The sequence below is a fragment of the Sutcliffiella sp. NPDC057660 genome (assembly GCF_042800035.1).
Taxonomy (GTDB): domain Bacteria; phylum Bacillota; class Bacilli; order Bacillales; family Bacillaceae_I; genus Sutcliffiella_A.
Map to the genome: position 1 here is coordinate 194,230 of NZ_JBHVHV010000010.1, position 22,515 is coordinate 216,744.

General features: G+C 43.6%; 22 protein-coding genes and 2 other annotated features. All 22 genes read right to left on the bottom strand.

Translation table 11 applies throughout. The features are described from left to right. Nucleotides 1–57: 57 nt before the first annotated feature. The 22 genes from ACFVAD_RS13490 to mdh all read right to left on the bottom strand — a co-directional run bounded on the left by ACFVAD_RS13490 (nt 58) and on the right by mdh (nt 22,511). Nucleotides 58–327: a DUF1294 domain-containing protein gene (locus ACFVAD_RS13490; protein ID WP_386640781.1), complete on the bottom strand. Its 270-nt coding sequence runs from the start codon at nt 325–327 to the stop codon at nt 58–60. Between the two features lie 102 nt (nt 328–429). Then, the gene (gene rplT, locus ACFVAD_RS13495; RefSeq protein ID WP_386640784.1) at nt 430–789 is read right to left on the bottom strand and encodes a 50S ribosomal protein L20; all 360 of its coding nucleotides are present in this window, start codon (nt 787–789) and stop codon (nt 430–432) included. A gap of 23 nt (nt 790–812) precedes the next feature. Continuing rightward, the gene (gene rpmI, locus ACFVAD_RS13500; protein WP_066415379.1) at nt 813–1,013 is read right to left on the bottom strand and encodes a 50S ribosomal protein L35; all 201 of its coding nucleotides are present in this window, start codon (nt 1,011–1,013) and stop codon (nt 813–815) included. 20 nt (nt 1,014–1,033) lie between these two features. Continuing rightward, nucleotides 1,034–1,552: a translation initiation factor IF-3 gene (gene infC, locus ACFVAD_RS13505; RefSeq protein WP_386640873.1), complete on the bottom strand. Its 519-nt coding sequence runs from the start codon at nt 1,550–1,552 to the stop codon at nt 1,034–1,036. 50 nt (nt 1,553–1,602) lie between these two features. Continuing rightward, nucleotides 1,603–1,738, bottom strand: a sequence feature (ribosomal protein L20 leader region). 325 nt (nt 1,739–2,063) lie between these two features. After that, on the bottom strand, nt 2,064–3,995 hold the full coding sequence (gene thrS, locus ACFVAD_RS13510) for a threonine--tRNA ligase (protein ID WP_386640788.1): 1,932 nt from the start codon (nt 3,993–3,995) through the stop codon (nt 2,064–2,066). 56 nt (nt 3,996–4,051) lie between these two features. Beyond that, nucleotides 4,052–4,286: a binding site (T-box leader), on the bottom strand. Nucleotides 4,287–4,355: 69 nt separating this feature from the next. Further along, on the bottom strand, nt 4,356–5,192 hold the full coding sequence (ytxC, locus tag ACFVAD_RS13515; RefSeq protein ID WP_386640791.1) for a sporulation protein YtxC: 837 nt from the start codon (nt 5,190–5,192) through the stop codon (nt 4,356–4,358). Nucleotides 5,193–5,326: 134 nt separating this feature from the next. Next, complete coding sequence (locus ACFVAD_RS13520; protein WP_386640793.1) at nt 5,327–6,229, bottom strand: diacylglycerol/lipid kinase family protein; 903 nt, start codon at nt 6,227–6,229, stop codon at nt 5,327–5,329. A 156-nt stretch (nt 6,230–6,385) separates the two neighbouring features. After that, the gene (locus ACFVAD_RS13525; RefSeq protein WP_386640796.1) at nt 6,386–7,804 is read right to left on the bottom strand and encodes a replication initiation and membrane attachment family protein; all 1,419 of its coding nucleotides are present in this window, start codon (nt 7,802–7,804) and stop codon (nt 6,386–6,388) included. 91 nt (nt 7,805–7,895) lie between these two features. Beyond that, complete coding sequence (gene nrdR / locus ACFVAD_RS13530; RefSeq protein WP_204416270.1) at nt 7,896–8,357, bottom strand: transcriptional regulator NrdR; 462 nt, start codon at nt 8,355–8,357, stop codon at nt 7,896–7,898. Between the two features lie 32 nt (nt 8,358–8,389). Beyond that, on the bottom strand, nt 8,390–8,794 hold the full coding sequence (locus tag ACFVAD_RS13535) for a cytosolic protein (protein ID WP_386640799.1): 405 nt from the start codon (nt 8,792–8,794) through the stop codon (nt 8,390–8,392). 127 nt (nt 8,795–8,921) lie between these two features. Beyond that, nucleotides 8,922–9,296, bottom strand: a complete 375-nt coding sequence (speD, locus tag ACFVAD_RS13540) for an adenosylmethionine decarboxylase (RefSeq protein WP_078379448.1) — start codon at nt 9,294–9,296, stop codon at nt 8,922–8,924. A 310-nt stretch (nt 9,297–9,606) separates the two neighbouring features. Then, nucleotides 9,607–10,638 carry a glyceraldehyde-3-phosphate dehydrogenase gene (locus ACFVAD_RS13545; protein ID WP_386640802.1) on the bottom strand — a complete coding sequence of 344 codons (1,032 nt, stop codon included), beginning with the start codon at nt 10,636–10,638 and terminating at the stop codon, nt 9,607–9,609. Nucleotides 10,639–10,749: 111 nt separating this feature from the next. Further along, nucleotides 10,750–11,346: a dephospho-CoA kinase gene (coaE, locus tag ACFVAD_RS13550; RefSeq protein WP_386640805.1), complete on the bottom strand. Its 597-nt coding sequence runs from the start codon at nt 11,344–11,346 to the stop codon at nt 10,750–10,752. 53 nt (nt 11,347–11,399) lie between these two features. Further along, nucleotides 11,400–12,038 (bottom strand): sporulation membrane protein YtaF, encoded by a 639-nt coding sequence (gene ytaF / locus ACFVAD_RS13555; protein WP_386640808.1) that lies wholly within the window; start codon nt 12,036–12,038, stop codon nt 11,400–11,402. 76 nt (nt 12,039–12,114) lie between these two features. Further along, nucleotides 12,115–12,948, bottom strand: a complete 834-nt coding sequence (gene mutM, locus ACFVAD_RS13560) for a DNA-formamidopyrimidine glycosylase (protein WP_386640810.1) — start codon at nt 12,946–12,948, stop codon at nt 12,115–12,117. 17 nt (nt 12,949–12,965) lie between these two features. Continuing rightward, nucleotides 12,966–15,596 (bottom strand): DNA polymerase I, encoded by a 2,631-nt coding sequence (gene polA, locus ACFVAD_RS13565; protein ID WP_386640813.1) that lies wholly within the window; start codon nt 15,594–15,596, stop codon nt 12,966–12,968. Between the two features lie 131 nt (nt 15,597–15,727). Continuing rightward, nucleotides 15,728–16,660 carry a protease modulator HflC gene (hflC, locus tag ACFVAD_RS13570; RefSeq protein ID WP_386640816.1) on the bottom strand — a complete coding sequence of 311 codons (933 nt, stop codon included), beginning with the start codon at nt 16,658–16,660 and terminating at the stop codon, nt 15,728–15,730. Continuing rightward, complete coding sequence (gene hflK, locus ACFVAD_RS13575; RefSeq protein WP_386640876.1) at nt 16,653–17,636, bottom strand: FtsH protease activity modulator HflK; 984 nt, start codon at nt 17,634–17,636, stop codon at nt 16,653–16,655. The genes hflC and hflK overlap by 8 nt, the downstream gene beginning before the upstream one ends. Nucleotides 17,637–18,395: 759 nt before the next feature. Beyond that, nucleotides 18,396–20,165 (bottom strand): two-component system histidine kinase PnpS, encoded by a 1,770-nt coding sequence (gene pnpS / locus ACFVAD_RS13580; protein WP_386640819.1) that lies wholly within the window; start codon nt 20,163–20,165, stop codon nt 18,396–18,398. Then, the gene (locus tag ACFVAD_RS13585) at nt 20,158–20,883 is read right to left on the bottom strand and encodes a response regulator transcription factor (RefSeq protein WP_386640821.1); all 726 of its coding nucleotides are present in this window, start codon (nt 20,881–20,883) and stop codon (nt 20,158–20,160) included. The genes pnpS and ACFVAD_RS13585 overlap by 8 nt, the downstream gene beginning before the upstream one ends. A gap of 133 nt (nt 20,884–21,016) precedes the next feature. Further along, nucleotides 21,017–21,493, bottom strand: a complete 477-nt coding sequence (locus ACFVAD_RS13590; RefSeq protein ID WP_386640824.1) for a MaoC/PaaZ C-terminal domain-containing protein — start codon at nt 21,491–21,493, stop codon at nt 21,017–21,019. A 79-nt stretch (nt 21,494–21,572) separates the two neighbouring features. Continuing rightward, nucleotides 21,573–22,511: a malate dehydrogenase gene (mdh, locus tag ACFVAD_RS13595; protein WP_386640827.1), complete on the bottom strand. Its 939-nt coding sequence runs from the start codon at nt 22,509–22,511 to the stop codon at nt 21,573–21,575. Nucleotides 22,512–22,515: the final 4 nt, after the last annotated feature.

Here is a 22,515-nt window from a genome sequence, read left to right on the forward strand (position 1 = left end):
TTCACCTCTCCTATTCTTGGATAAAGGAATAATATAGCTTATTCAAAAAAGGATCCATTATGTTAACACGATGAGAATATAGCTTAACAGTGCCACTTGCAGAATCGTAATGCAAGGTAGACCGTACTTGAAGGGAAAATGCTTCGTTTTATGCCGATAGGTTCTCATCCCCATCCACGCTCCCAATGCCCCTCCTATGAATGAAACGGTCCAGAGCTTGGATTCCGCGATTCTCCATTCATGATTGACCGCCCTTTTTTTATCCACTTTCATCAGTAGAAAAGCAAGGATATTTATTAGTATGTAAATAGTGATAAATAGTTCCATGTTCGACCTCCGCGCCTTTTTCTTGATTTCTTTATACTACACCGACTCTTGCAGAAAATAAAGAAAAGAGGCTATCTATAGAGATAGCCTCAATCAGTAAAATTATTTGTTCAAGCTGTTTTTTGCAGCTGTTGCAAATTCAGCAAATGCTTTTTCGTCAGTAACTGCTAGCTCAGCTAACATTTTACGGTTAACTTCGATACCAGCTAATTTCAAACCGTGCATTAGACGGCTGTAAGAAAGACCGTTCATGCGAGCCGCTGCGTTGATACGAGCGATCCAAAGCTTACGGAAGTCGCGTTTCTTTTGGCGACGATCGCGATAAGCGTACATTAGGGATTTCATTACTTGTTGGTTTGCAACTTTATATAAAGTGTGTTTAGAACCATAATAACCTTTAGCTAACTTAATGACTTTTTTACGACGTTGACGTGTTACTGTACCGCCTTTAACTCTTGGCATTATAAATACCTCCTAATTATTTATTACTTGATGTTGTCTAACATGTGACGGATGCGCTTGAAATCGCCTTTGCTAACTACAGCTGCTTTACGTAATTTACGTTTTTGCTTCTGAGATTTGTTAGCGAACAAGTGACTTGTGTAAGCATGAGAACGCTTCAGGCTTCCAGATCCAGTTTTCTTGAATCTTTTCGCTGATCCACGATGAGTTTTCATTTTAGGCATTGGAGTTCCTCCTCATATCATTACTTTTCGTTTTTGGGTGCTAGTACTAAGAACATGCTACGACCATCCATTTTCGGATGTGATTCGATTGTTGCCACTTCTGCACAAGCTGCTGAGAAACGGTCCAGCACTCGCTGACCAATTTCCTTATGAGTGATTGCACGGCCTTTGAATCGGATCGAAGCTTTCACTTTGTCCCCTTTTTCAAGGAACTTAATTGCATTACGAAGTTTCGTATTGAAATCATGCTCATCAATAGAAGGACTTAAACGAACTTCCTTAATGTTGATTACTTTTTGGTTTTTGCGCGCTTCTTTGTCTTTCTTCTGTTGTTCGAAACGGAACTTTCCGTAGTCCATGATTCGACATACAGGAGGTTTTGCAGTTGGCGCTACCATTACTAAGTCAAGGTTTGCACGTGCTGCGATTTCCAGCGCTTCCACCTTTGACTTGATTCCAAGCTGGTCTCCATTTTGACCGATTAGACGAACTTCACGGGCACGAATGCCATCGTTTACCATCATATCTTTGCTAATAATTAGCCACCTCCAAGGTTTTTTCCGAACACCGTTTGACGAACAATTACTCTGCAAACAAAAAAGTGTGGGTGCACATGACACCCACACTTTACGATTAAGTAAAAGATTGAAATCTTTCTCGTAAAACCTGCCAACTGCAAACATTTGCGTCAATCAGGTGAGAAGCGGGTGCTTCTTCTTGTTCTCAAACAAGTATTCAATTTGACCTTGTATAATATATCATTAATGATGATTGATTGTCAAGAATTCGTATCAAATGAAACAACGTTTTAAATGATATCAGATAAATTACAGTTATGCAATAGTTTTTTTCTGGTTAGTTGAAAATTAGAATTTCACATAAAATACCGCTGTTGATTTCCGCAATAGGCTTCGCTTTCCGCGGGGCGCTGGTGGAGCCTCCTCGGCTGCGCCTGTGGGGTCTCCACTCTAGCGCTATCTCCCGCAGGAGTCTTCGCCTATTGCTCCAATCAACAGCTGGAGAAGTTCTAAAATCAAAAATCAACTTTTTCTATCTCTTCGCTTCTTTCACGATCTCATCCACAAATTTCTCCAAGGAGACTGTTTCCGATTTCTGCTCTCCGTATTTGCGGACATTGACGTCGCGTTCTTGGATTTCATTGTCTCCGATTACGAGCATGTAAGGGATTTTCTGCATTTGTGCTTCACGGATTTTGTAGCCGATTTTCTCGTTTCTTTCGTCCATTTCCACACGCAGCCCTTTGGATTTCAGTAGATCCTGTACTTCTTTTGCATAGTCGAAGTGTGCGTCAGGTGATACAGGAATCACTTGAACTTGAACAGGTGCAAGCCAAGTTGGGAATGCGCCTTTGTACTCCTCGATCAGGAAGGCAACAAAGCGTTCCATTGTGGAAACGACTCCGCGGTGGATAACGACCGGACGGTGCTGTTTGCCGTCTTCCCCGACATAAGTCAGATCGAATTTCTCAGGCAATAGGAAGTCAAGCTGTACAGTGGAAAGTGTTTCCTCTTTTCCAAGGGCAGTACGGACCTGTACGTCCAATTTAGGACCGTAGAATGCCGCTTCGTCGATTGCTTCGAAGTAGTTCAAGCCTAGATCGTCCATTGCTTCTTTCAGCATGCCTTGTGCTTTTTCCCACATTGCATCGTCGTCAAAGTACTTTTCTTTGTTTTCCGGATCACGGTAGGAAAGACGGAAAGAATAGTCATCCAGGCCGAAATCTTTGTACACTTCAAGAACCAGGTTAACAACACGCTTCAGCTCATCCTTGATCTGGTCAGGGCGAACGAAGATGTGCGCATCATTCAGTGTCATTCCACGTACACGCTGCAGTCCTGCCAACGCTCCGGACATTTCATAGCGGTGCATTGTTCCAAGCTCCGCAATGCGGACTGGCAGCTGGCGATAGCTGTGAATGCTGTTTTTGTAGACCATCATATGGTGCGGACAGTTCATTGGACGGAGCACCAGCTGCTCGTTATCCATCTCCATCGGAGGGAACATGCCGTCCTGATAGTGGTCCCAGTGACCGGAAGTTTTATAAAGATCCACGCTGCCCATCACCGGAGTGTAAACGTGGTCATAGCCAAGAGAAACTTCTTTGTCCACAATATAACGCTCAATCACGCGGCGGATTGTAGCTCCTTTAGGCAGCCATAGCGGCAACCCTTGCCCAACCTTTTGAGAGTTGAAAAACAGGTCAAGCTCTTTTCCGATCTTACGGTGGTCACGCTCTTTTGCTTCTTCCAACAGGCGAAGATGCTCGTCAAGCTCCGCTTTTTTGAAGAAAGCAGTTCCGTAGATACGCTGCAGCATCTTGTTTTTGCTGTCGCCTCTCCAGTACGCTCCAGCGATGCTTAGGAGCTTGAACTCCTTGATTTTTCCAGTGGATGGTACATGAATCCCTCGGCATAGGTCAAAGAATTCGCCCTGCTCGTAGATGGAGATTGTTTCGCCTTCCGGAAGCTCACGAATCAACTCAAGCTTCAGCTCGTCATTCAATTCATCGTAGCGGCGCATTGCTTCTTCCCTGCTGACTTCCACCCGGACTACATCCAAGTTTTCACTTACAATCTTCTTCATTTCTTTTTCGATTTTCTGCAGATCATCCGGAGTCAAGGACTCTTCCATATCAATGTCATAGTAGAACCCATTTTCAATGACTGGTCCAATCCCAAGCTTCACATTGCCATATAGACGCTTGATCGCCTGTGCCATCAAGTGGGCAGTGCTGTGACGCATGATTCCCAGGGCTTCTTCCGTATCCTGGACAACAATGCTGATTTCTCCATCTGCTTCTATCGGGGAACGAAGGTCAATGAACTCTCCGTTAAATCTACCTGCAATTGCTTTCTTTTTCAGACCCGGGCTAATGGATGCAGCGATATCTTCTGTTGTCGTGCCACGCTCAAACTCCTTTACCGCTCCGTCTGGAAATGTGATTTTCAATAATTCCGACATCCCTGTCACCTCTTCTTTAGATTTTTTGAAAAAATAAAAAAACCCGTCCCCTATAAATAAGGGACGAGTTTAATATCCGTGTTTCCACCCAAGTTCCCATCTTTTAAAAATTGATAAAAAGACGGCTTCGTTTTCGATAACGGGGGATTTCCCCGTCAACAGCTACTTTTATTTTCGCTGCTGAAGTTTAGAGGCGGTAAATACTTTAACCGTAATAGGAAGCTTTCAGCCGGTGACTTCCCTCTCTTGAATTCGTGTCAAATGTACTCATGTCCTCATCATTACTTGTAGGCTATAAGGTTTAAAATTGATTATGTCTGTTATTATATTCTCCATATCAAGGAAAATCAAGTACACATCTTAATCAATTTTGCTTTTTTTTTGCCCAAAATAGTGATAAGGAAGAATTTCCGTTCTTTCCTCGAAAATATTCCGGATGGTTTCCACCAGCTGATGATCCGTATTGTCGGTATAAAGGAAGAGTTTTCTCGGTGCAATGGATACCAACGGGGCCAATACGACTGAATCGATATAGTAGGAATAGTTGTTGAAATGCGTTCGGTTCATGTATTTTATCAGTTGATTCTTCGTAATATGATTCAGGCTTTCATCGTAGAAATCAAATTGGTATTGGTAGACAAGATGGACTTCATTCAATTTGGAATCAGTAGCGTTCAACAGCTCCCGCAGCTGATGGATGAAGGTCTGGTATTCTTGTTCCAGCTTGTATTCATCTATTGCCGCCTCCAGATAGATCTGCAGGGTATCATAGTACTCTTTTAAACGGAAAGTCAAAAAGGAATCAAAAGAAAAGGAAACCGGCTCCATAAAAAAGCCATGGATGATGGAGTCAAGTTGTTTTTCCCTTTCCTGTATGGGAGGGAGATTGGGTATATCGCTTCTTTCCCCTTGAAGGATAGATTGCAAGATACATAGAATCTGCTCGTGCTCCTCTTCATCCTTGAAATAAAATATATTTTCCAAGGTAGATACAATATATGCTTTTTCCTTCACCTTTGTAATGAAGCTCTTTAATGCGGGTATGATTGCATGTTGGTAAAAAACGATATCCTTAGACTCCACTACAATTTTTTCTTTATGTAAAGAAAGGATTGAATCACCTTCTGGATTAGTCTCGAGTATTCGTAAAAACACTGTTTTTGCATCCAATTCATCGCGAAAGGAAATCTCAAACAAGTTTGTCCCCCCTTTGGTACACCTGATTCTATGTATATGGGAGGACGAGGGAAAAAATGATAACAAATATAAGGAACAAGAGGGGATTATTTTATATACAAGCCTCCCCCTCTTCGCGGAGGTGGAGAACTTCGCTAAACAAAAGCGGCAAAGTCTCCCACCAATACTTTCAGATGCTTCGGTAGAATCTTTATTTTGGATGGGGTGCTGAAATTACACTCCCCGTCACAATCTATTTCCTGTGTTGGGGTAGCCTCAATTTCAATTTCCCTTGCCTGGAAATAGATCAGATCCTCGTTTGCTTCTGCAGGAAATTGCTGCTGAATTTTTGATTGCATCCATGTCCATAAGTGGGTGAGGGATGTTTGTTTGACAATAAGGACATCTAGTACCCCGTCCTGTACATGACTTTCCGGGAAGAAGGACTGGAATCCCCCTACATAGGAGCCATTTCCGATCAGAAGCATCATCGCTTCTCCATCGTAGCTTGTCGTATCACTCTTTACTTTAAGCTGAAAGGGTTCACTATCAAAAACCGTCTGGCCGGCACTGATATAATACGAAAGCTTTCCAAGCAGTTGTTTATTTTGGGTATCCATATTATCCGAAACCTTTGATATCAGGCCGATTCCCCAAAAATTAAGAAAGTATTGCTTCTCACATTTTCCTACATCGACGAGCTCCATTCTCTTTTCCACAATCTGTTCCGCAGCAAGGACCGGGTCCTGGTTCATCCCGATGGTCCTGGAAAAATCATTGCAGGTGCCACCCGGAATAATGGCAAAAGCAGGGCGATCCTTCAGCTTGCAAATGGCGTTAATCAGCTCATAGATGGTTCCGTCCCCACCTGCGCCAATGATAAGGTCGACCTTTCCTTCTAGGTCGGAAACTATCTTTGCTCCATCCCCTGCTTCCTTGGTTACACAAACTTCCACATCTTTAAACGCTTTCTGCAGCTTTTCTTTAATCACATCCATCGACTCCACGAGCTTTCGCTTCCCGGCGTTCGGGTTTAAAATAAGTGCCACTTTTTCCACTATCGTTCCTCCTTTCGACATGAAATTTTCGTGCATTTATTTTACCATACCCAATAATTAGATGAATAACGTGAGAAGGTGCAATCTTCATAGAAAAAATACAGACGAAAAGCCGCGCAACACTCAGAAAAACCGAGTGCACGCGGCTATGTGGTTCTAGTTATCAAGCTTCAACTTCCTGTTTTTCAATTTTGCAAGTCGTTCTGCGAGCTTCTGTTTGTCCTGTTCCTGTACTTCCTGGTAGCTTTCAGCGTTCTCCTCTGCAGGGTCCGACTCGCTTACAAAGCGGTTTCGTACCTGCTTCTCTTTCGAAGCGGAGGCAGATTTTTTCGTCGTTTTCGTATCGGCCCAGTTTTGATACTGGCGATGTTCCTCTTTTGCAAGCTCCATCGCAGCGCTCACTGTTTTGACCTGCTTGCGGGCCCAGTGGCTTGCTATTTTCTCCACATATTTGCGGTTCAGCTTCATGTCCGTTTTCAACAGAACGTAGTACAGCAATACGTTTGTAACCCCAGGGGTGAGCTGTTGCTTGAACATGACGTCCTCGACAATGCGCAAATCCGAGACTGACGGCTCCGCCCCTCCCGAGAGATCTGTAAGCATCGCTTTAGGCGATACATTTTCAAGTTGCTGGATCAACTGCTCCTCCTTGGATGAAGGATTTTTATCGGTAAACTGTTTAAGATTGGCCGGCTGGGTTTTCTCAACCAAGGAGGGAAGTGTATTGTGGTACTCCAATTGGTACCAGTCACGTGCCGCTTTTCTTAATTTCTCCAGATTGATCATATCGTCTTCATCAATGACATTCATCATCAGATCCTTCATCGTTATTGGATCGATCTGATAGATAAAGGCGAGCTTCTGAATGGCTTGCTTCACTTTTGATGTGATTGCTTTCTTTGGAATTACCACATCCGAAAGACCGGCATAGAACAACTCGAAATCAAATTCACTTTTTCCGACTTCCGGCTCCTGACCGACTTTACGTCCTATCCACTCTTTATCTTCTGATAGCTGCAGTTCTTCCATCGTTTCCTCATTCGCTGCATAGGCGATATTTTCTGCTTGGACAGATTGGAAAACGTCACTGAATTGACGGGTGATCTGGGTGTAATCCGCATCCGGAATCGCCTCATCTGAAAAATACTTCTTTACGCTCAAGTATTTTGTCTTACCGAGTCGATTGTAGAGGTAGATGGTCAGCATAGGCTCGGAAAAGAAGGCATCAGGAGAAAGGGGAGGCTGAAGCTCATAGATGAACGTCCGGGAATGCTCGTCCTCCTTCACCCAGGTCTTCAACAGTCCGATTCCTTCCAGCTTGATCCGTTCCTGATGGATGTCCTTTAAATTGCATTGCATCGTTGTCATGATGCCGTGATGGGTCGTCACTTCCCCCCATAGCCGATCCTGGTCCAATTCACTCCAAAGCGTCATGAACAGGCTGAACCCCCTGTAGCCAAGAAGAGGCTGATAAAGCATGGTCAATATTTTCCGATCAAATGATTGAAGTACCCCGCTGGCACGGACCATATAGCGGTCAACAGGGACCAGTTCTTTCCAATGCCGTTCAGACATAACACATTCAAACCTTTCTGTAACTATAAGTGATCAATGATAAAACAGAGAGGCTGATATTTCTCCTCTCTGTTTTGCTAATTATGCGATATTATTTCCGCTCTTTTTCTATTATCTCTTTTAATTCATCAAGGAAAACATTGATATCTTTAAATTGGCGGTAAACCGATGCAAACCTTACATAGGCAACCTCGTCAATTTTGGAAAGGCGCTCCATTACCATCTCGCCCACTATATCGCTCTTCACTTCTGATATGCCGATATTGCGGAGTTCCTTTTCCACTTCGATGACAATGTCCTCTAGCACTTTGAGCGCTACCGGTCTTTTTTCGCAGGCTTTTATCAGGCCACGCAGCACCTTTTCCCTACTGAATTCTTCTCTGATCCCTTCTTTTTTCACCACGATCAAAGGCATCTCTTCCACCTTTTCAAAAGTGGTAAAGCGATAGGAGCAGGACTCACACTCTCTTCGTCTACGAATAGAGCGCCCTTCCTCCACTGGTCTGGAATCCAATACCTTGGTGCCATTATGTTGACAAGCTGGACATTTCATAAGGGTTTCAGCTCCATTTCCTTATCGTATTTTTATCTTTCCGAATTTAAACCCGAACCTGTATAGTTGAGAGATTTATTAAGTTCCTGGTACATATGCAGGACCAGTTTGCGACTGAAGCCGAAATCTGTCGGCAGAATGGCAGAATCCGTTGTAACGGAAAAGTCGATCGCCGTTTCAAATGGCCTCACCGAAATCACTGTCACGACCATGAAGGCCTTTTTTCCTTTGTTCACCTGTACCGCTATTTCTCCGTGTTCCTCTGAAACGGATTTGACTGAAAACCCGTCCATCTTTTGGAACATTTCCTGGAGGGCTTTCATGGCATTTTTGTTGGATACCTTGTAATAATGGCTTCGCAATGCTGCATCAATATGATTTTCCCTTGTCTCCGTATGAGTGGATAAAAGGTTTTTTAATTTTTGAATAGCTCCCACGATAATTTGACAACCCCTTAGATTTACTACGTTCTATATAAAAGAAATGATATGTAGGAAAAAAGATATAATAAAAAGAGGTGCATATTATACACCTCTTACCATTTTAATCGATTTAGATATAATTTTAAAGTGCTTTCGCTTTGTTTACTTGAACAGGACCCATTCCACGTGGAAGTTCGATTGTTTCACGAGTCTGAGCATTTAAAGCTTCAGCAATGTAATCTGCAGAAATGTTAGGATCCAACTCACCGCATGTATAAACGTCAATGCTTGCATATCCGTGTTCCGGGAAGCTGTGAATAGTTAAATGTGATTCAGAGATGATGACAACTCCGCTGACTCCTTGTGGTGCAAACTTATGGAATGCAACCTCGCGAACCTCAGCGCCGGATTTCAACGCAGCATCAACAAAAGTTTTTTCAATGTAATCCATATCATTCAACTTATCAAAATCGCAACCCCATAATTCTGAAATAACGTGACGACCTACTGTTTCCATCTCACGTTCCCCCTTTAACATTTTTTAGAATACATGAATTCCTCAAAGGTGAAGATTGATTATTGTATTACTACCACGGGGGAAAGTTAGTCCAGAGAGGTCCTAACCCTTTAAGTAGCCACATAACCGTTTCAAGAAGTTCACGAAAAATAGTATACTGTTTTTATATTAGTTTTGCAACATACATTTCATATTTTTTTGTTATCAAAAATAGAAAGAATTCATCCTCCCTATTCTTCCAACGCAAAAAAGCGGCTAACATGGGATGTTAACCGCTTTCACATTTTTTCAGTTCATACTATGTGAAATATTATCCAGCCATTACTTCTTTCGCTTCCACCATTTTCTCCGCTACATAATGAACCAGGTCCACAACACGGCAGGAGTAGCCCCACTCGTTGTCATACCAAGCCAATACTTTCACCTTAGTTTCCCCCATTACCATAGTGGATAGACCATCGATCACTGCCGAGTGTGGATTGGTATTGAAATCGACTGACACTAGAGGCTCCATGGTTATACCCAGGATGCCGTCCATGGATCCGACTGCAGCTGTTTGGAAAGCATTGTTTATATCATCCACTGTTACAGGCTGCTTTAAGTCCACAACCAAGTCTACCAGCGAGACATTCGGTGTAGGTACACGTAATGCCATCCCATGAAGTTTGCCCTTCAGATGAGGCAATACAAGGGACAATGCTTTCGCTGCACCGGTCGACGTCGGGATGATGGACTGGCCGCACGCTCTCGCACGTCTCAGGTCCTTATGAGGATTATCGATGTTTTTCTGATCATTCGTATAAGCATGGACCGTCGTCATCAGGCCATTTTCAATTCCGAACTGCTCATCGAGGACTTTCACAACAGGTGCCAAGCAGTTCGTCGTACAAGATGCATTTGAAATGACATAATGCTGATCCAAATCCAAGGCTTTTTCATTTACACCCATTACGATGGTTACATCCTCTTCTTTACCAGGCGCAGTGAGAATCACTCGCTTTGCCCCTGCATGCAGATGAAGTGCCGCTTTATCGCGTGCATTGAATTTCCCTGTCGCTTCAATTACGATATCAATATTCATTTCCTTCCAAGGCAATTCTTCCGGATTACGGTTATTGACCAATTGAATGCGCTTACCATTTACAATAAGAGCGTTGTCCTCCGCGTAGACATCCGCATCGAAACGCCCATGATTTGTGTCATACTTAATTAAATGAGCTAACGTTTCGGCTGGATAGCTCGCATTGATTGCAACAATATTCAAACCTTCCTCTTGGATGGCACGTCTAAATACCATTCTTCCAATACGTCCAAAACCATTAATTGCAACCCTTGCCTTCATGCAAATTCCCCATTTCTGTATATATGTTATACTTATGTTATGATTACTTGCAATTAGTATAACATATTTAATTTGATTATGTCATGAAAAAATTTAAAAAAGGGCATATCCCTATTTTTGGATAGCCCATTTCTTCAATATAGTATGTAGCTGTTCTTTTGTTTCTTCTATTGATCCGTTGTTTTGTATAACTTCATTAGCTAGATCCACTTTTTCCCGGAGCGGCATTTGTGAGGAGATTCTGGCCATGGCATCCTCGCGGGATAAATCATTTCTTCTCATCAGCCTATCAAGTTGCACCTCTTCATCCACATAGACAAGCAAAGTCTTTTCTACCAGATGGGTGAGCTTGCTTTCAAACAGCAGTGGAATATCCATGACAACCGTTTGATATCCTCTATTTAGATACTCCTTCGTCTCTTCCTTCATTCTGTTACGTATACTTGGATGCATGATGGAATTTAAACGCTCTCTTTTTTCTTTGTTTTCAAAAATGAGTTTCCCTAGCTTTACCCGGTCCAGAGATCTGTCCTCCTGCAAAATGCCTTCTCCAAACTCTGAAACTAATTTTTCATAGGTTTCCTCACCAACTTCCACCACTTCGCGGGCTACTACATCTGCATCAACAATCGGCAGTCCACATTCCTTCAGCATTGAAGCTACCGTACTTTTACCACTGGCTATACCGCCGGTCAGTCCAATAATCATCGGCCAGTCCAACTCCTCTCTAATGGAAGAGGCTTCTGTGGGAACAGATAGCCTCAAATCTTGATAATCCCGATAATAATAAGTAAAACACCTGGCAAAAAAGAAAATTTGTTCATCCAAGATACTCCGGAAAAGATTCTTCCAAGCTTTATGCCAGTGATAACAAATAAGGAACTCATCATCGCTACAGAAACAGCCATCATCCACGGGGAATATCCTAACAACGCAGCACCTATCCCCGCTCCGAATGCGTCAAGCGATAATGCAATCCCCAGGAAGAATGCCTCCAGTCCAGTGATGGACCCTGATTTGTCAAAATCCGCTTCTGTCGGCTTCCTCAAAATATTGATGACGACTCCCAAAGACTTGATTTCCAGATTGAATAAGATTTTCTCTCCAATCAGTGTTGGATCCTTAGACGCATTCGACTTGAAAAACTGATACAGCACCCAGACTCCAAGAAGAATGAGAATCGCTCCTCCTATACTCTCTGCGTAGACAGGAGAAAGGAACGTTGTAAGTATCGTGCCAACAAACATCGCCAGCAAAAGTGAAACAGCAGAGCAGCATGCAATGATACTGATCGATTTGAGCGGCATATGCATTTTTCTGAGGCCGTATGTCAAACCGACACTGAAACTGTCCAGACTGACAGCAAATGCTAAAAGAATAAGTGAGATGTATGGAATCATAAAGAGCTCCTCCCTAACTATCACTGAGATAGTATATGGCAGGAGCCCATTCGATGTGTTTTTCCGGACGTGAGAATTATCTTTCTTTCGGCTGGCAGATCGGACATGTATGGGTCCCTCTTCCTGCTACGACTGATTTTTCTATTTCGGATCCACACTTTTTGCAGGTTTCCCCTTTTCTACCGTACACAAACAGTTCAAGCTGGAACATGCCGATCTGACCTTGGGAATTGACGTAGGAGCGGATGGTACTCCCGCCCTTTTCTACCGCTTCCTGGAGCGTGAGGATAATTTCCTTCTGCAATATTTCAAGTTCCTGATCTGATAGAGTGTTGGCCAACCGTTCAGGGTGTACTCCTGCACGAAAAAGGGCTTCATCCACATATATATTGCCAAGTCCCACTACCACGGTCTGGTCAAGCAGGACCGCTTTTATATTCCGGTTCTTCCTGGAGAGGCTTGCCTTGAAGCCTGCGAGGCTGAATTCTTCGTCAAAAGGTTCCGGTCCAAGGCTTGCAAGCGACTTCGCCTTCAGCTCATCCCCTTTTCTGTAAAGGTGGAGCGTTCCGAACTTCCTCACGTCCTGGTAGCGGAGCTCTGTTCCGTCCTCAAAATGGAAGAACACATGGGTATGCTTATTGGAAGGTTCATCCTTTTGATAAAGTCCATATTTGCCTTCCATACGAAGATGAGAAACCATGCAATAGTCATCCAGATAGAAAAGAAGGAATTTCCCCCTACGACCTATCGTCTGGATGGTCTGCCCCACAAGCATATGCTCAAACATGGCGACATCATCCGGCTCCTTCACCATTTTTGGCCAAAGAACCCTTACCGCTTCAATCTTCTTTCCCTGTACCAGCTGTAGAAGTGTTTTTCTGACGGTTTCAACCTCTGGAAGTTCTGGCATAAAAACACCTCCTTACATCATTTCGCATCGTACCAGGTGGAGCCGTAGGAGTAGTCGACCTTCAACGGAACGGTCAGCTCCAGTGCTTGCTCCATCACTTCCGGTACGATTTTCTTCAATTTTTCTATTTCTTCTTTCGGAGCTTCAAAAACAAGTTCATCATGCACCTGCAGCAGCACTTTCGCCTGCATGTTTTCTTTTTCCAATCTCATCGACATTTCGATCATCGCCTTCTTGATGATGTCTGCTGCACTGCCCTGGATTGGGGTGTTCATCGCTGTTCTCTCAGCAAAGCTTCTAAGATTGAAGTTGCTGCTTGTGATCTCCGGCAAATAGCGGCGACGGTGAAGCAGGGTCGTTACATAGCCCTTATCCTTTGCTTCGAGTACCACGTCATCCATATACTGCTTGACTCCCGGGAAGCTCTCCAGATAGCGGTCAATGAACTGCTTTGCTTCTTTGCGCGTGATATCCAGACTTTGCGATAAACCATAGTCGCTGATTCCATAGACAATACCGAAGTTGACCGCCTTCGCCTGGCGTCTCATATTGGAAGTAACTTTATCCTCTGTAACATGAAACACATCCATGGCGGTTTTCGTATGAATATCTGCATCTTCCCTGAATGCTTCAATCAGCTTTTCATCATTGGCAATATGGGCAAGGACCCTTAACTCAATCTGGGAATAGTCCGCCGCAAAAATGACCCAATCCTTATGTGACGGAATGAATGCTTCCCTGATTCTCCTGCCTTCCTCCAGACGGACCGGAATATTCTGGAGATTTGGATCAATGGAGCTTAATCTTCCAGTTTGGGTTAGCGCCTGATTGAAGCGTGTATGGATTTTATTGGTGTCTTCATGCACAACCTTCAACAAGCCTTCGATATAGGTTGATTTCAATTTTCCCAATTGACGATAGAGAAGGATCTGCCGGATGACCTCATGCTTGTCCGCCAGCTTTTCAAGTACATCGGCTGAAGTGGAGTATCCTGTTTTCGTTTTCTTCACCGGTGGAAGTCCAAGCTTTTCAAAAAGAATGACACCAAGCTGCTTTGGCGAGTTGATGTTGAACTTTTCACCGGCAAGCTCAAATATGTTCTCTTCAATCTTCTCTAGTTTTTCTGATAAGTCGTGTCCCATATCCTCCAGGCGGGTTTTATCAACTTTAATACCGAGCGCTTCCATTTCCGCAAGTACAAGTGTCAATGGCATTTCGAGTTCCTCAAACAACTCAAGCTGTTCGTTATCTTTCAATTCATGGATAAAAGACTCCTTCATCTCCTGCATCGCAAACGTTTTGCGAACAAGATGCTGAGATACCGTCCCTTGATCCGGCACTGCCCGTTTTGCACCCTTGCCATAGACCGCTTCATCCGTCTCAATCTGATGATACCCTTTCTTCCGTGCAATCTCCGCAAGATCCGTTGAGGTATCGGACGGGTTAACGATGTAGGATGCGATAATAAAATCAAAATCTATCCCGTTCAGCTCGATTCCCTGCCATTTCAGTGCCACGATTGCCCGTTTGGCGTCAAAGACGGTCTTCTTTTTTGTGGAATCTGCTGCAAAGTCTTTAAATTCGTCTGACTTTAGTGCCACTTCAGTCGGAATGAAGAAGTTGCCCTTTTCATTCACTAGTGCGAACCCTTGTATGTCTGCCCGGTGGTAGTTTTCCTCCAGGACCTCTACCATGAAGAAGTTCTCTTTTGCAAAATGGTCGGCAGTCAACTCTTCCACTACATCAAACGTAATGTCCGTTAAGTCCTCCGTAACTGTTTCCCCTTCGTCCCCCATCTTTTCCAATAAGGAGTTGAAGCTCAGTTCCTTGAATATCGAGATGACTTTCTTCTTATCAAAACCTTCATAGATAAGTTCATCCACCTGCAGTTCAACTGGCGCTTCCGTCATGATCGTCGCAAGCTCCTTGCTCATGATTGCCTGCTCCTTGTTCTCCTCCAGCTTCTCCTTCAGCTTTTTCCCGCTGACCTGATCGATGGATTCCAGGAGCTTTTCAATGGTGCCAAATTCCTTCAACAGCTTAATTGCCGTCTTTTCCCCGACTCCCGGAACCCCAGGGATGTTATCGGAGGAATCACCCATCAAGCCCTTCATATCAATAATCTGATCCACATTCAAGCCATACTTCTCTTCAATGAAGGCAGGTGTATAGGAGTCAACATCCGTAATCCCTTTTTTCGTGATATCCACCGTTATCTTATCGGTTGCAAGCTGAGTCAAATCCTTGTCACCGGAAATGATCTTTACGGTAAAATCATCGTTGGCTGCCTGGCGGGCAAGGGTTCCGATAATATCATCCGCCTCGTATTCCGGCAGTTCATAGCGTTTAATATTATAGGCATCCAATAACTCTCTTAAAAAGGAGAATTGCTCGGAAAGCTCAGGTGGGGTCTTTTGTCTTCCACCCTTGTATTCCCCGAATGTTTTATGTCGGAAGGTTGTTTTTCCTGCATCAAAGGCCACAAGCATATGTGTCGGTTTTTCTTCCTCCAAGATCCTCATCAGCATCATTGTGAATCCGTAAATCGCATTTGTATGTATACCCTTTTCATTGCTTAAGAGGGGCAGCGCAAAAAATGCGCGATATGCAATGCTGTTTCCATCGATCAGGACTAATTTGTTTGCCATGTGAATTCCTCCTTCTTCCTTTTATGGTCTATGTAAATACTTCTTTCAAAAATATAAAAAGCCGCAATCTCCCTCTCTATTTTATCATGGATAAGAACAGAAAGAAAAATTGCGGCATTATTGATTTTTTCTTACTCCATATAGCCCATTAGGAGTCGTGCATATGGGGAACTTGACGGTAGTACGATCACCGTTTCACCGTTGATGGTTTTCTTATAGGACTCGAGTGTACGGTATAGCTCGTAGAACTCGGGATCCTTCGAGAAGGTGTCATTGTATATTTTCGCTGCTTCCCCTTCTCCTGTTCCACGGATGACATCTGCGTCCGCTTCCGCTTTTGCAAGAATTTCACGAACCTCTTTATCTGTGTTGGCAATGATGATGTTTTTATCGGCATCCCCTTTGGATAGGTAGTCCTGAGCAGTGGACTCACGCTCGGAAATCATGCGGGTAAAGACGGATTGTTCATTTTCCGGAGGCAGATCCGTTTGCCTCATTCTTACATCCGTTACAACAATCCCGTAACCGTCTTTTGCAAGAAGCTCATTGACTCTTTCCGTTACACGGTCATTCAGGCTTCCCCTTGACGACTTCTCATCATTGACAATCTCATCATAATCTAATTGACCAAGCTCCGTTCTGACGACTGAAAATACAAACTCGGACATTTTCGTTTCTGCATTGATAATATTCGCAAGGCTGTCAATCATCATTCTCGGATCTTCCACACGCCATACGACATAGTTATCAATGAGCATCCGTTTCTTATCTTTTGTATTGATTTCCGCTCCAGCTTCATCATAGAGCATCTGGTATTTCGGGACGGTCGCAACCGTCTGCACGAATGGCACCTTGAAGTTGAGTCCTGGTTCATCTACTATTTTCACTACTTCCCCAAACTGCCTGACTACCTTATATTCACCTTCTTTTACCACAAATACATTCGCAAGGCCAACTCCCAGAAGGACGATTAGGAGAACCGCTATTAATCCGCCCCTGACCATTTTCCTCCACTCATAGGTAGGTTTACGCCCCTCTAAATCTATGATGTTCTGATCACTCATTTGTCCCACTTCCTTCCTGCGTTGTTGGAGGCTTAGGAGTTGTGCCCGTCGTTTCCGTTCTCTCCATTGGACGAATCGGGAAGTACTTCATCGTATTGCCATCATCATTCATGATATATATCTCTGCGTACGGAAGGACTTCTTCCATTGTCTCTAGGATCAATCGTTTTCTAGTCAGCTCAGGTGCATTTACATATTCCGCATACAGGGAATTGAACCTGGCAACATCTCCACGTGCCTGCTCGACTCGGGCTGCCTTTTCCCCTTCCGCCCTTGAGATGATAGCTTCCATTTCCCCTTGTGCTTCATTCATTTTTTGGTTTCGGTAGCGTTCGGCTTCATTTCTTTTGGTATTCATCGTTTCCCGGGCATCAGTAACATTGGTAAATGCTTTACGAACCTCCGCATTCGGTAGCTCCACATCCTGCAGCTTGACCGCAGTTACCGAAATACCAACGTCATACTTTTCCATAAGTGAGGTTAATAGATCAAAAACCTCCACTTCGATCTGGCCTTTCCCTGATGTTAATGCTTCATCGATTTGCGAGCTTCCGATGATACTTCTTAAAGAAGCGGATGTTGCGTTATAAAGGACCGCTTGCGGGTCGTCCGAATTATATAGGTATTTACCCGGGTTGGTTATCTTCCACATGACGACCATGTCTGCCAGGACGATATTTTCATCTCCGGTTATCATTTTTGTATCACTGGTGAATTCTACAACTTCTCCATTCTTTTCCTCATAGCCGAACTGTAAGCTGAATGTCTCTTTTGACAGCTTTTCCACAGTCTGGATCGGCCAAGGCATCTTGAAGTGCAGACCCGGTTCACTTATTCCCTCTTCCACTTTCCCGAAGGTCTGGATGACAGCCTGTTCGGATTGATCGACTGTGTACCATGAACTGAAAGCCACTATTCCAAGCATGACAGCCAGCACCACAAGAAAAACAGTTGTATAAATGCGCTTTAAACTCATCACTGTTGTCTTCTCCCCTTTTTTTGTTCTCAGTGATTAATACGTTCAAGTTACAGGAAAGTTTCTTTTTTTACAGAGGTTTTTCATTTTCATAGGCTCTTTTCCTAAAGACTGTTGTTTTAAGCATAGGTAGCTGGACTAAAGATGAAATGTGGACAGTAAACGCCCTGTTGGTCTCCGTTCCAGACGTTCGCTTTCCGCGGGGCGATGCTTGAGCCTCCTCGGCATAGCCTGCGGGGTCTCAAGTCAACCGCTATCTCCCGCAGGACAAGGAAGGCTCCGGCAGCGATACATCGCACGCAGAAAATGCTTGCATTTTCAAGGAGTCTCACGCCTTGCACTCCAACCAACAGGGGTGACTCTATGTATAATACTTGCCTTTTAAAGCTTTGAAAATTGGGCATTGTCTCATCTTTTCATTTCAGCGGAGCAAATAATATCAAAAAAACTGAGTTGATTGTAGCGGAGGACACTTGACTCCTGCGGGAAAGTAAAGGGCATGGGAGACCCCACAGGCGAAGCCGAGGAGGCTCCCATCCGTTCCCGGGGAATCTTGTGTCCCTCGCTGCAATCAACGGTTTCATTTAAAGATTGCACCTTATCTAAAAAGCAACAATGATTGCGAAAACATCCTATTCATAAAAAAAGAAGGCGAGAACAGAGGTGTTCTCGCCTGCCAAAATTGGCTCCTTGGATGAAGGGGTTTTCAATAGTAATAGTAACAGAGGTTTGTTAAGCAGTAATGGAAGAAATGTAAAGCTATTGTAAATCTTTGTTTTCTTTGGACAATTTCACCTTAAATGTTGTCCCGCTGTTCACTTTACTTTCAACTGTAATACTGCCGTGGTGCGCTTCCACCAGGTGTTTGACAATTGCCAGCCCTAACCCTGTACCCCCGGAATTTCTGCTCCGCGCTTTATCTACCCTATAAAAGCGCTCGAAAATTCGGGGTATCTCCTCTTCATCCATTCCAATTCCTGAATCTGAAACGGTTATTTCTACCTTGTCACCTGCATCCTGGACTATCACGCTCACTTTGCCGCCGGACGGGGTATAGGCTAATGCATTATTGATTAGATTAATGAATATCTGTTTCACTCGAGGGTTATCGCCAAAAATGAACAAGTCCCTTTTTGCTTTCACCAGCTCAAGATCAATTTCTTTCCCTTTTGCTTTCGCTTCAAGAATGATAAGGATATCTTCCAATAAGTGATGAATATCCACATAATCCATATTCAGTTTGAAGCCTTGCCTTTCTATTTTGGAAAGATCCAACAAGTCCTCTATCAATGACTGAAGTCTCTCACTCTCTTTTAAAATGATGGAAAGGAAGTACTGCATTGTCTCTTTGTCGTTCATCGCTCCATCCAGGAGAGTCTCCGAAAACCCCTTAATGGAAGTGATCGGTGTCTTCAATTCATGAGATACGTTAGCCACGAAGTCCTTTCTCATCTGCTCCAATTTTTTCAGCTCTGAGATATCATGGAAAACGAGCACAATCCCTTTCCACTCATCATTAAAACCGATGATAGGTGCCCCGTAAACCTCAAAATGCTTTCGTTCAATTTTAAGGGGAAGCACAAGCTGCTTTCTTACACGGACCTCGGTCATGAAAATCTCTTCCACCAGCTCCACTACTTCCTTATGCTCCAAGGCTTCGTAGTATAAGCGGTATAAATAGTCGGATTGCTCTACATGAAAGGTTTCCTTATAAGCACGATTGATCAGATTCACATAACCTCTTCCATCAATCAATATCAAGCCGCTTCCCATATTTTCAATTAATGTGCTGAGTCGATCCTGTTGCATTTCCTGCGCTTTTGTCATGTCCTGCAGGTTTCTTGCAAGCACATTGATCGATTGGCTGAGCATCCCTGTCTCGTCCACGTGCTCCTCGTAGGTTCTCGCTTTATAATTACCTTTGGCAAGCTCCATTGCCACTTTTGTTGCCGATTCAATCGGTCTCGTATATTGGGCTGTAATTCTGACCCCCAGTAAAAGAATGACAACAAGTGCAGCACCGAGACTTGCAATCAATAGTCCCCAGATTTGTTGATTGACCCTGTGGAGGGATTCTACAGGCGTGCTTAAAACCACAAAGCCAGCGCGTTCACCATCTCTCATCAAGGAAGCACCATAATAGTACATTTCATCATTTCGTTCATAATAGATACGTTGCTTGTCTTTGTTTTTTTCAATGATCTGCTGCAGCACATCCTGATGGGAATCCTCTTCTGGTTGTACACTGCCATCCGTATCATACTGAATGGTGCCATCCAGATCTGTGATACTGATTCTCGCAGATAACGTCTTTCCGATATCCTCGAGGTGTTTTTGAAGCGCAGGCGTGATTGTTTCTTCCTCTTCCACTAAAAGCGTGACGAGGTTGGTTTCTTTCTCAAGACGCTGATTGAATGTATTAAGATAAAAACTCTTAAAAAGCTGTCCCAATAAAAGCCCCAACCCGACAAGAACGACAATAATGAGCGTAATTAAAGCAAAAAGCAGACGGGAACGAAACCTACTCATCTAATTTCGGTTCCTCAAGCTTGTAACCTAACCCTCTTATTGTCTTTATATATGTAGGTTTTTTTGTATCTTTTTCGATTTTCTCCCGCAAGTGGCTGATATGCACGTCCACAATCCTGGTGTCCCCGGCAAAATCGTAGTTCCAAACTGCACTTAACAGCTGATCCCGGGTCAAAACCCTGCCTTTATTTTTTGCTAAATAGACAAGAAGCTCAAATTCCTTAGGAGTCAATTCTATACGTTCATTTTGGAAGTACGCTTCATAATGCTCCGGCAATATCTTTATTTCCCCGATGACTATCTTTTCGGAAGGATCCTCATCCTTCATGTTGTCCTCATGACCTGACAAAAGCTGTGTCCTTCTCAGGATAGCCTTTACACGGGCGACCACTTCTCTTGGACTGAAAGGTTTTGTCATATAATCATCAGCACCTAGTTCGAGACCCAACACCTTATCAAATTCATCATCTTTTGCGGTAAGCATCAAAATGGGAGTGTTTATTTTTCGTTGCCTAAGTTCCTTGCACACCTCTATACCATCCATTTTTGGAAGCATCAAGTCCAGAACAATCATATCAAATTGCTCATCAGCTGCTTTATTAAGCCCTTTCTCCCCATCCATCGCAACTGACACATCAAATCCTGCCTGCTGCAAGTTATATTGCAATAAAGTTACAATGGACTGCTCATCGTCAACGATCAAAATCTTTTTACTCATCTTGTTCCTCCACCAATTGTTTTGGAAAGCCCCTATTCATCCATGAATATCTATCTATGTATTTACAATACCATCATACACCTTAAATTATTTCTTCACAATAAATAGAAAAAAGAGCCCAAATGAGCTCTTTTTAGAAGTTATCCATTGCACTGCTTTCCATAGATTCCAATCGATGAGGAGGACAGACGGTTATTGTTCCTTTTGCTACCGTTTCTTCCTTTTCGTTTGTCCCAAGGACCGTCATTTCAATGGTGTGCTTATCTTCGTTCACATCAACAATCTCAAATTGAAATTGAATCGTTGCATAATGGTAAACAGGCTTTGGAAAGGATAGCTGTTGTTCTACCACATGGCTTCCCGGGCCTGGCAAATACTTTGAAACTGCAGAGGTGATGATTCCAGTTAACATGATACTAGGAACAATCGGCTTCTTAAATGGTGTCTGAGATGCATAGTCATGCTGAATGTACAATGGATTGGCATCATTGGTCAATCCCAGATACAGAAGCAGATCCTTGTCTTCAATCTTTTCGGTTAGAGCGAGCTTTTCACCCACTTGAATTTCTTCGAGTCTTCTTCCAAGTTTTCTCTTTTTACCAAGTAACATTGTGACACCTCCAATTGTGAAAGCGATTACATCATCTTGCGAAAAAATTCGGGGATATTCTCCCCGAACCTACTCACTATTATGATAATACTTTCATTACGCTTTTAACAGATTCTACTGATTTCGCAAGGGCAGAGCTTTCTTCCTCGGTCAACTCAAGCTCGATGATCTTCTCGATTCCACCAGCACCAAGGATGGTAGGAACTCCAAGGTAGATACCTTCATGTCCATATTCTCCTTCAAGGTATGCGATGGAAGGAAGTACACGACGCTGGTCTTTAAGGATGGCTTCCACCATTTCCACCATGGATGCAGCTGGGGCGTAGTATGCACTACCGTTACCTAAAAGGTTAACTATCTCTCCGCCGCCTTTTCTTGTTCTTTCCACGATGGCATCCAGACGATCTTGCGGAAGCAGAGTTTGAAGCGGGATACCTCCAGCATAGGAATAGCGCACCAATGGCACCATATCATCCCCATGTCCGCCTAGAACAAAACCTGTAATGTCCTTTACTGACAAGTTAAGCTCCTGGGAAACGAATGTACGGAAACGGGCTGTATCAAGCACACCCGATTGACCGATTACACGGTTTTTCGGGAAGCCGGACTCTTGGAATACTGTGTAAGTCATTGCATCAACAGGATTGGTCAATACGATGATAAAGCATTCTGGTGAATACTTTACGATTTCTCTCGTTACACTTTTCATGATGTTTTGGTTTGTTGTAACTAGGTCATCACGGCTCATCCCAGGCTTACGCGCAATACCCGCTGTAATGACTACGATGTCGGAGTCTGCAGTGTCTGTGTAGTTGGATGTACCAGTAATATTTGCATCAAATCCTTGTACCGGACCAGCTTCCAGCATATCCAAAGCTTTACCTTTAGTAGGGTTCTCCATTTGTGGAATATCTACTAATACCACATCTGCAAGCTCTTTTTGTGCCAGTAAAAACGCTGTAGTGGCACCTGTGAAACCTCCACCGATTACGGAAACCTTTTTACGCCTCATTGTCATGAAC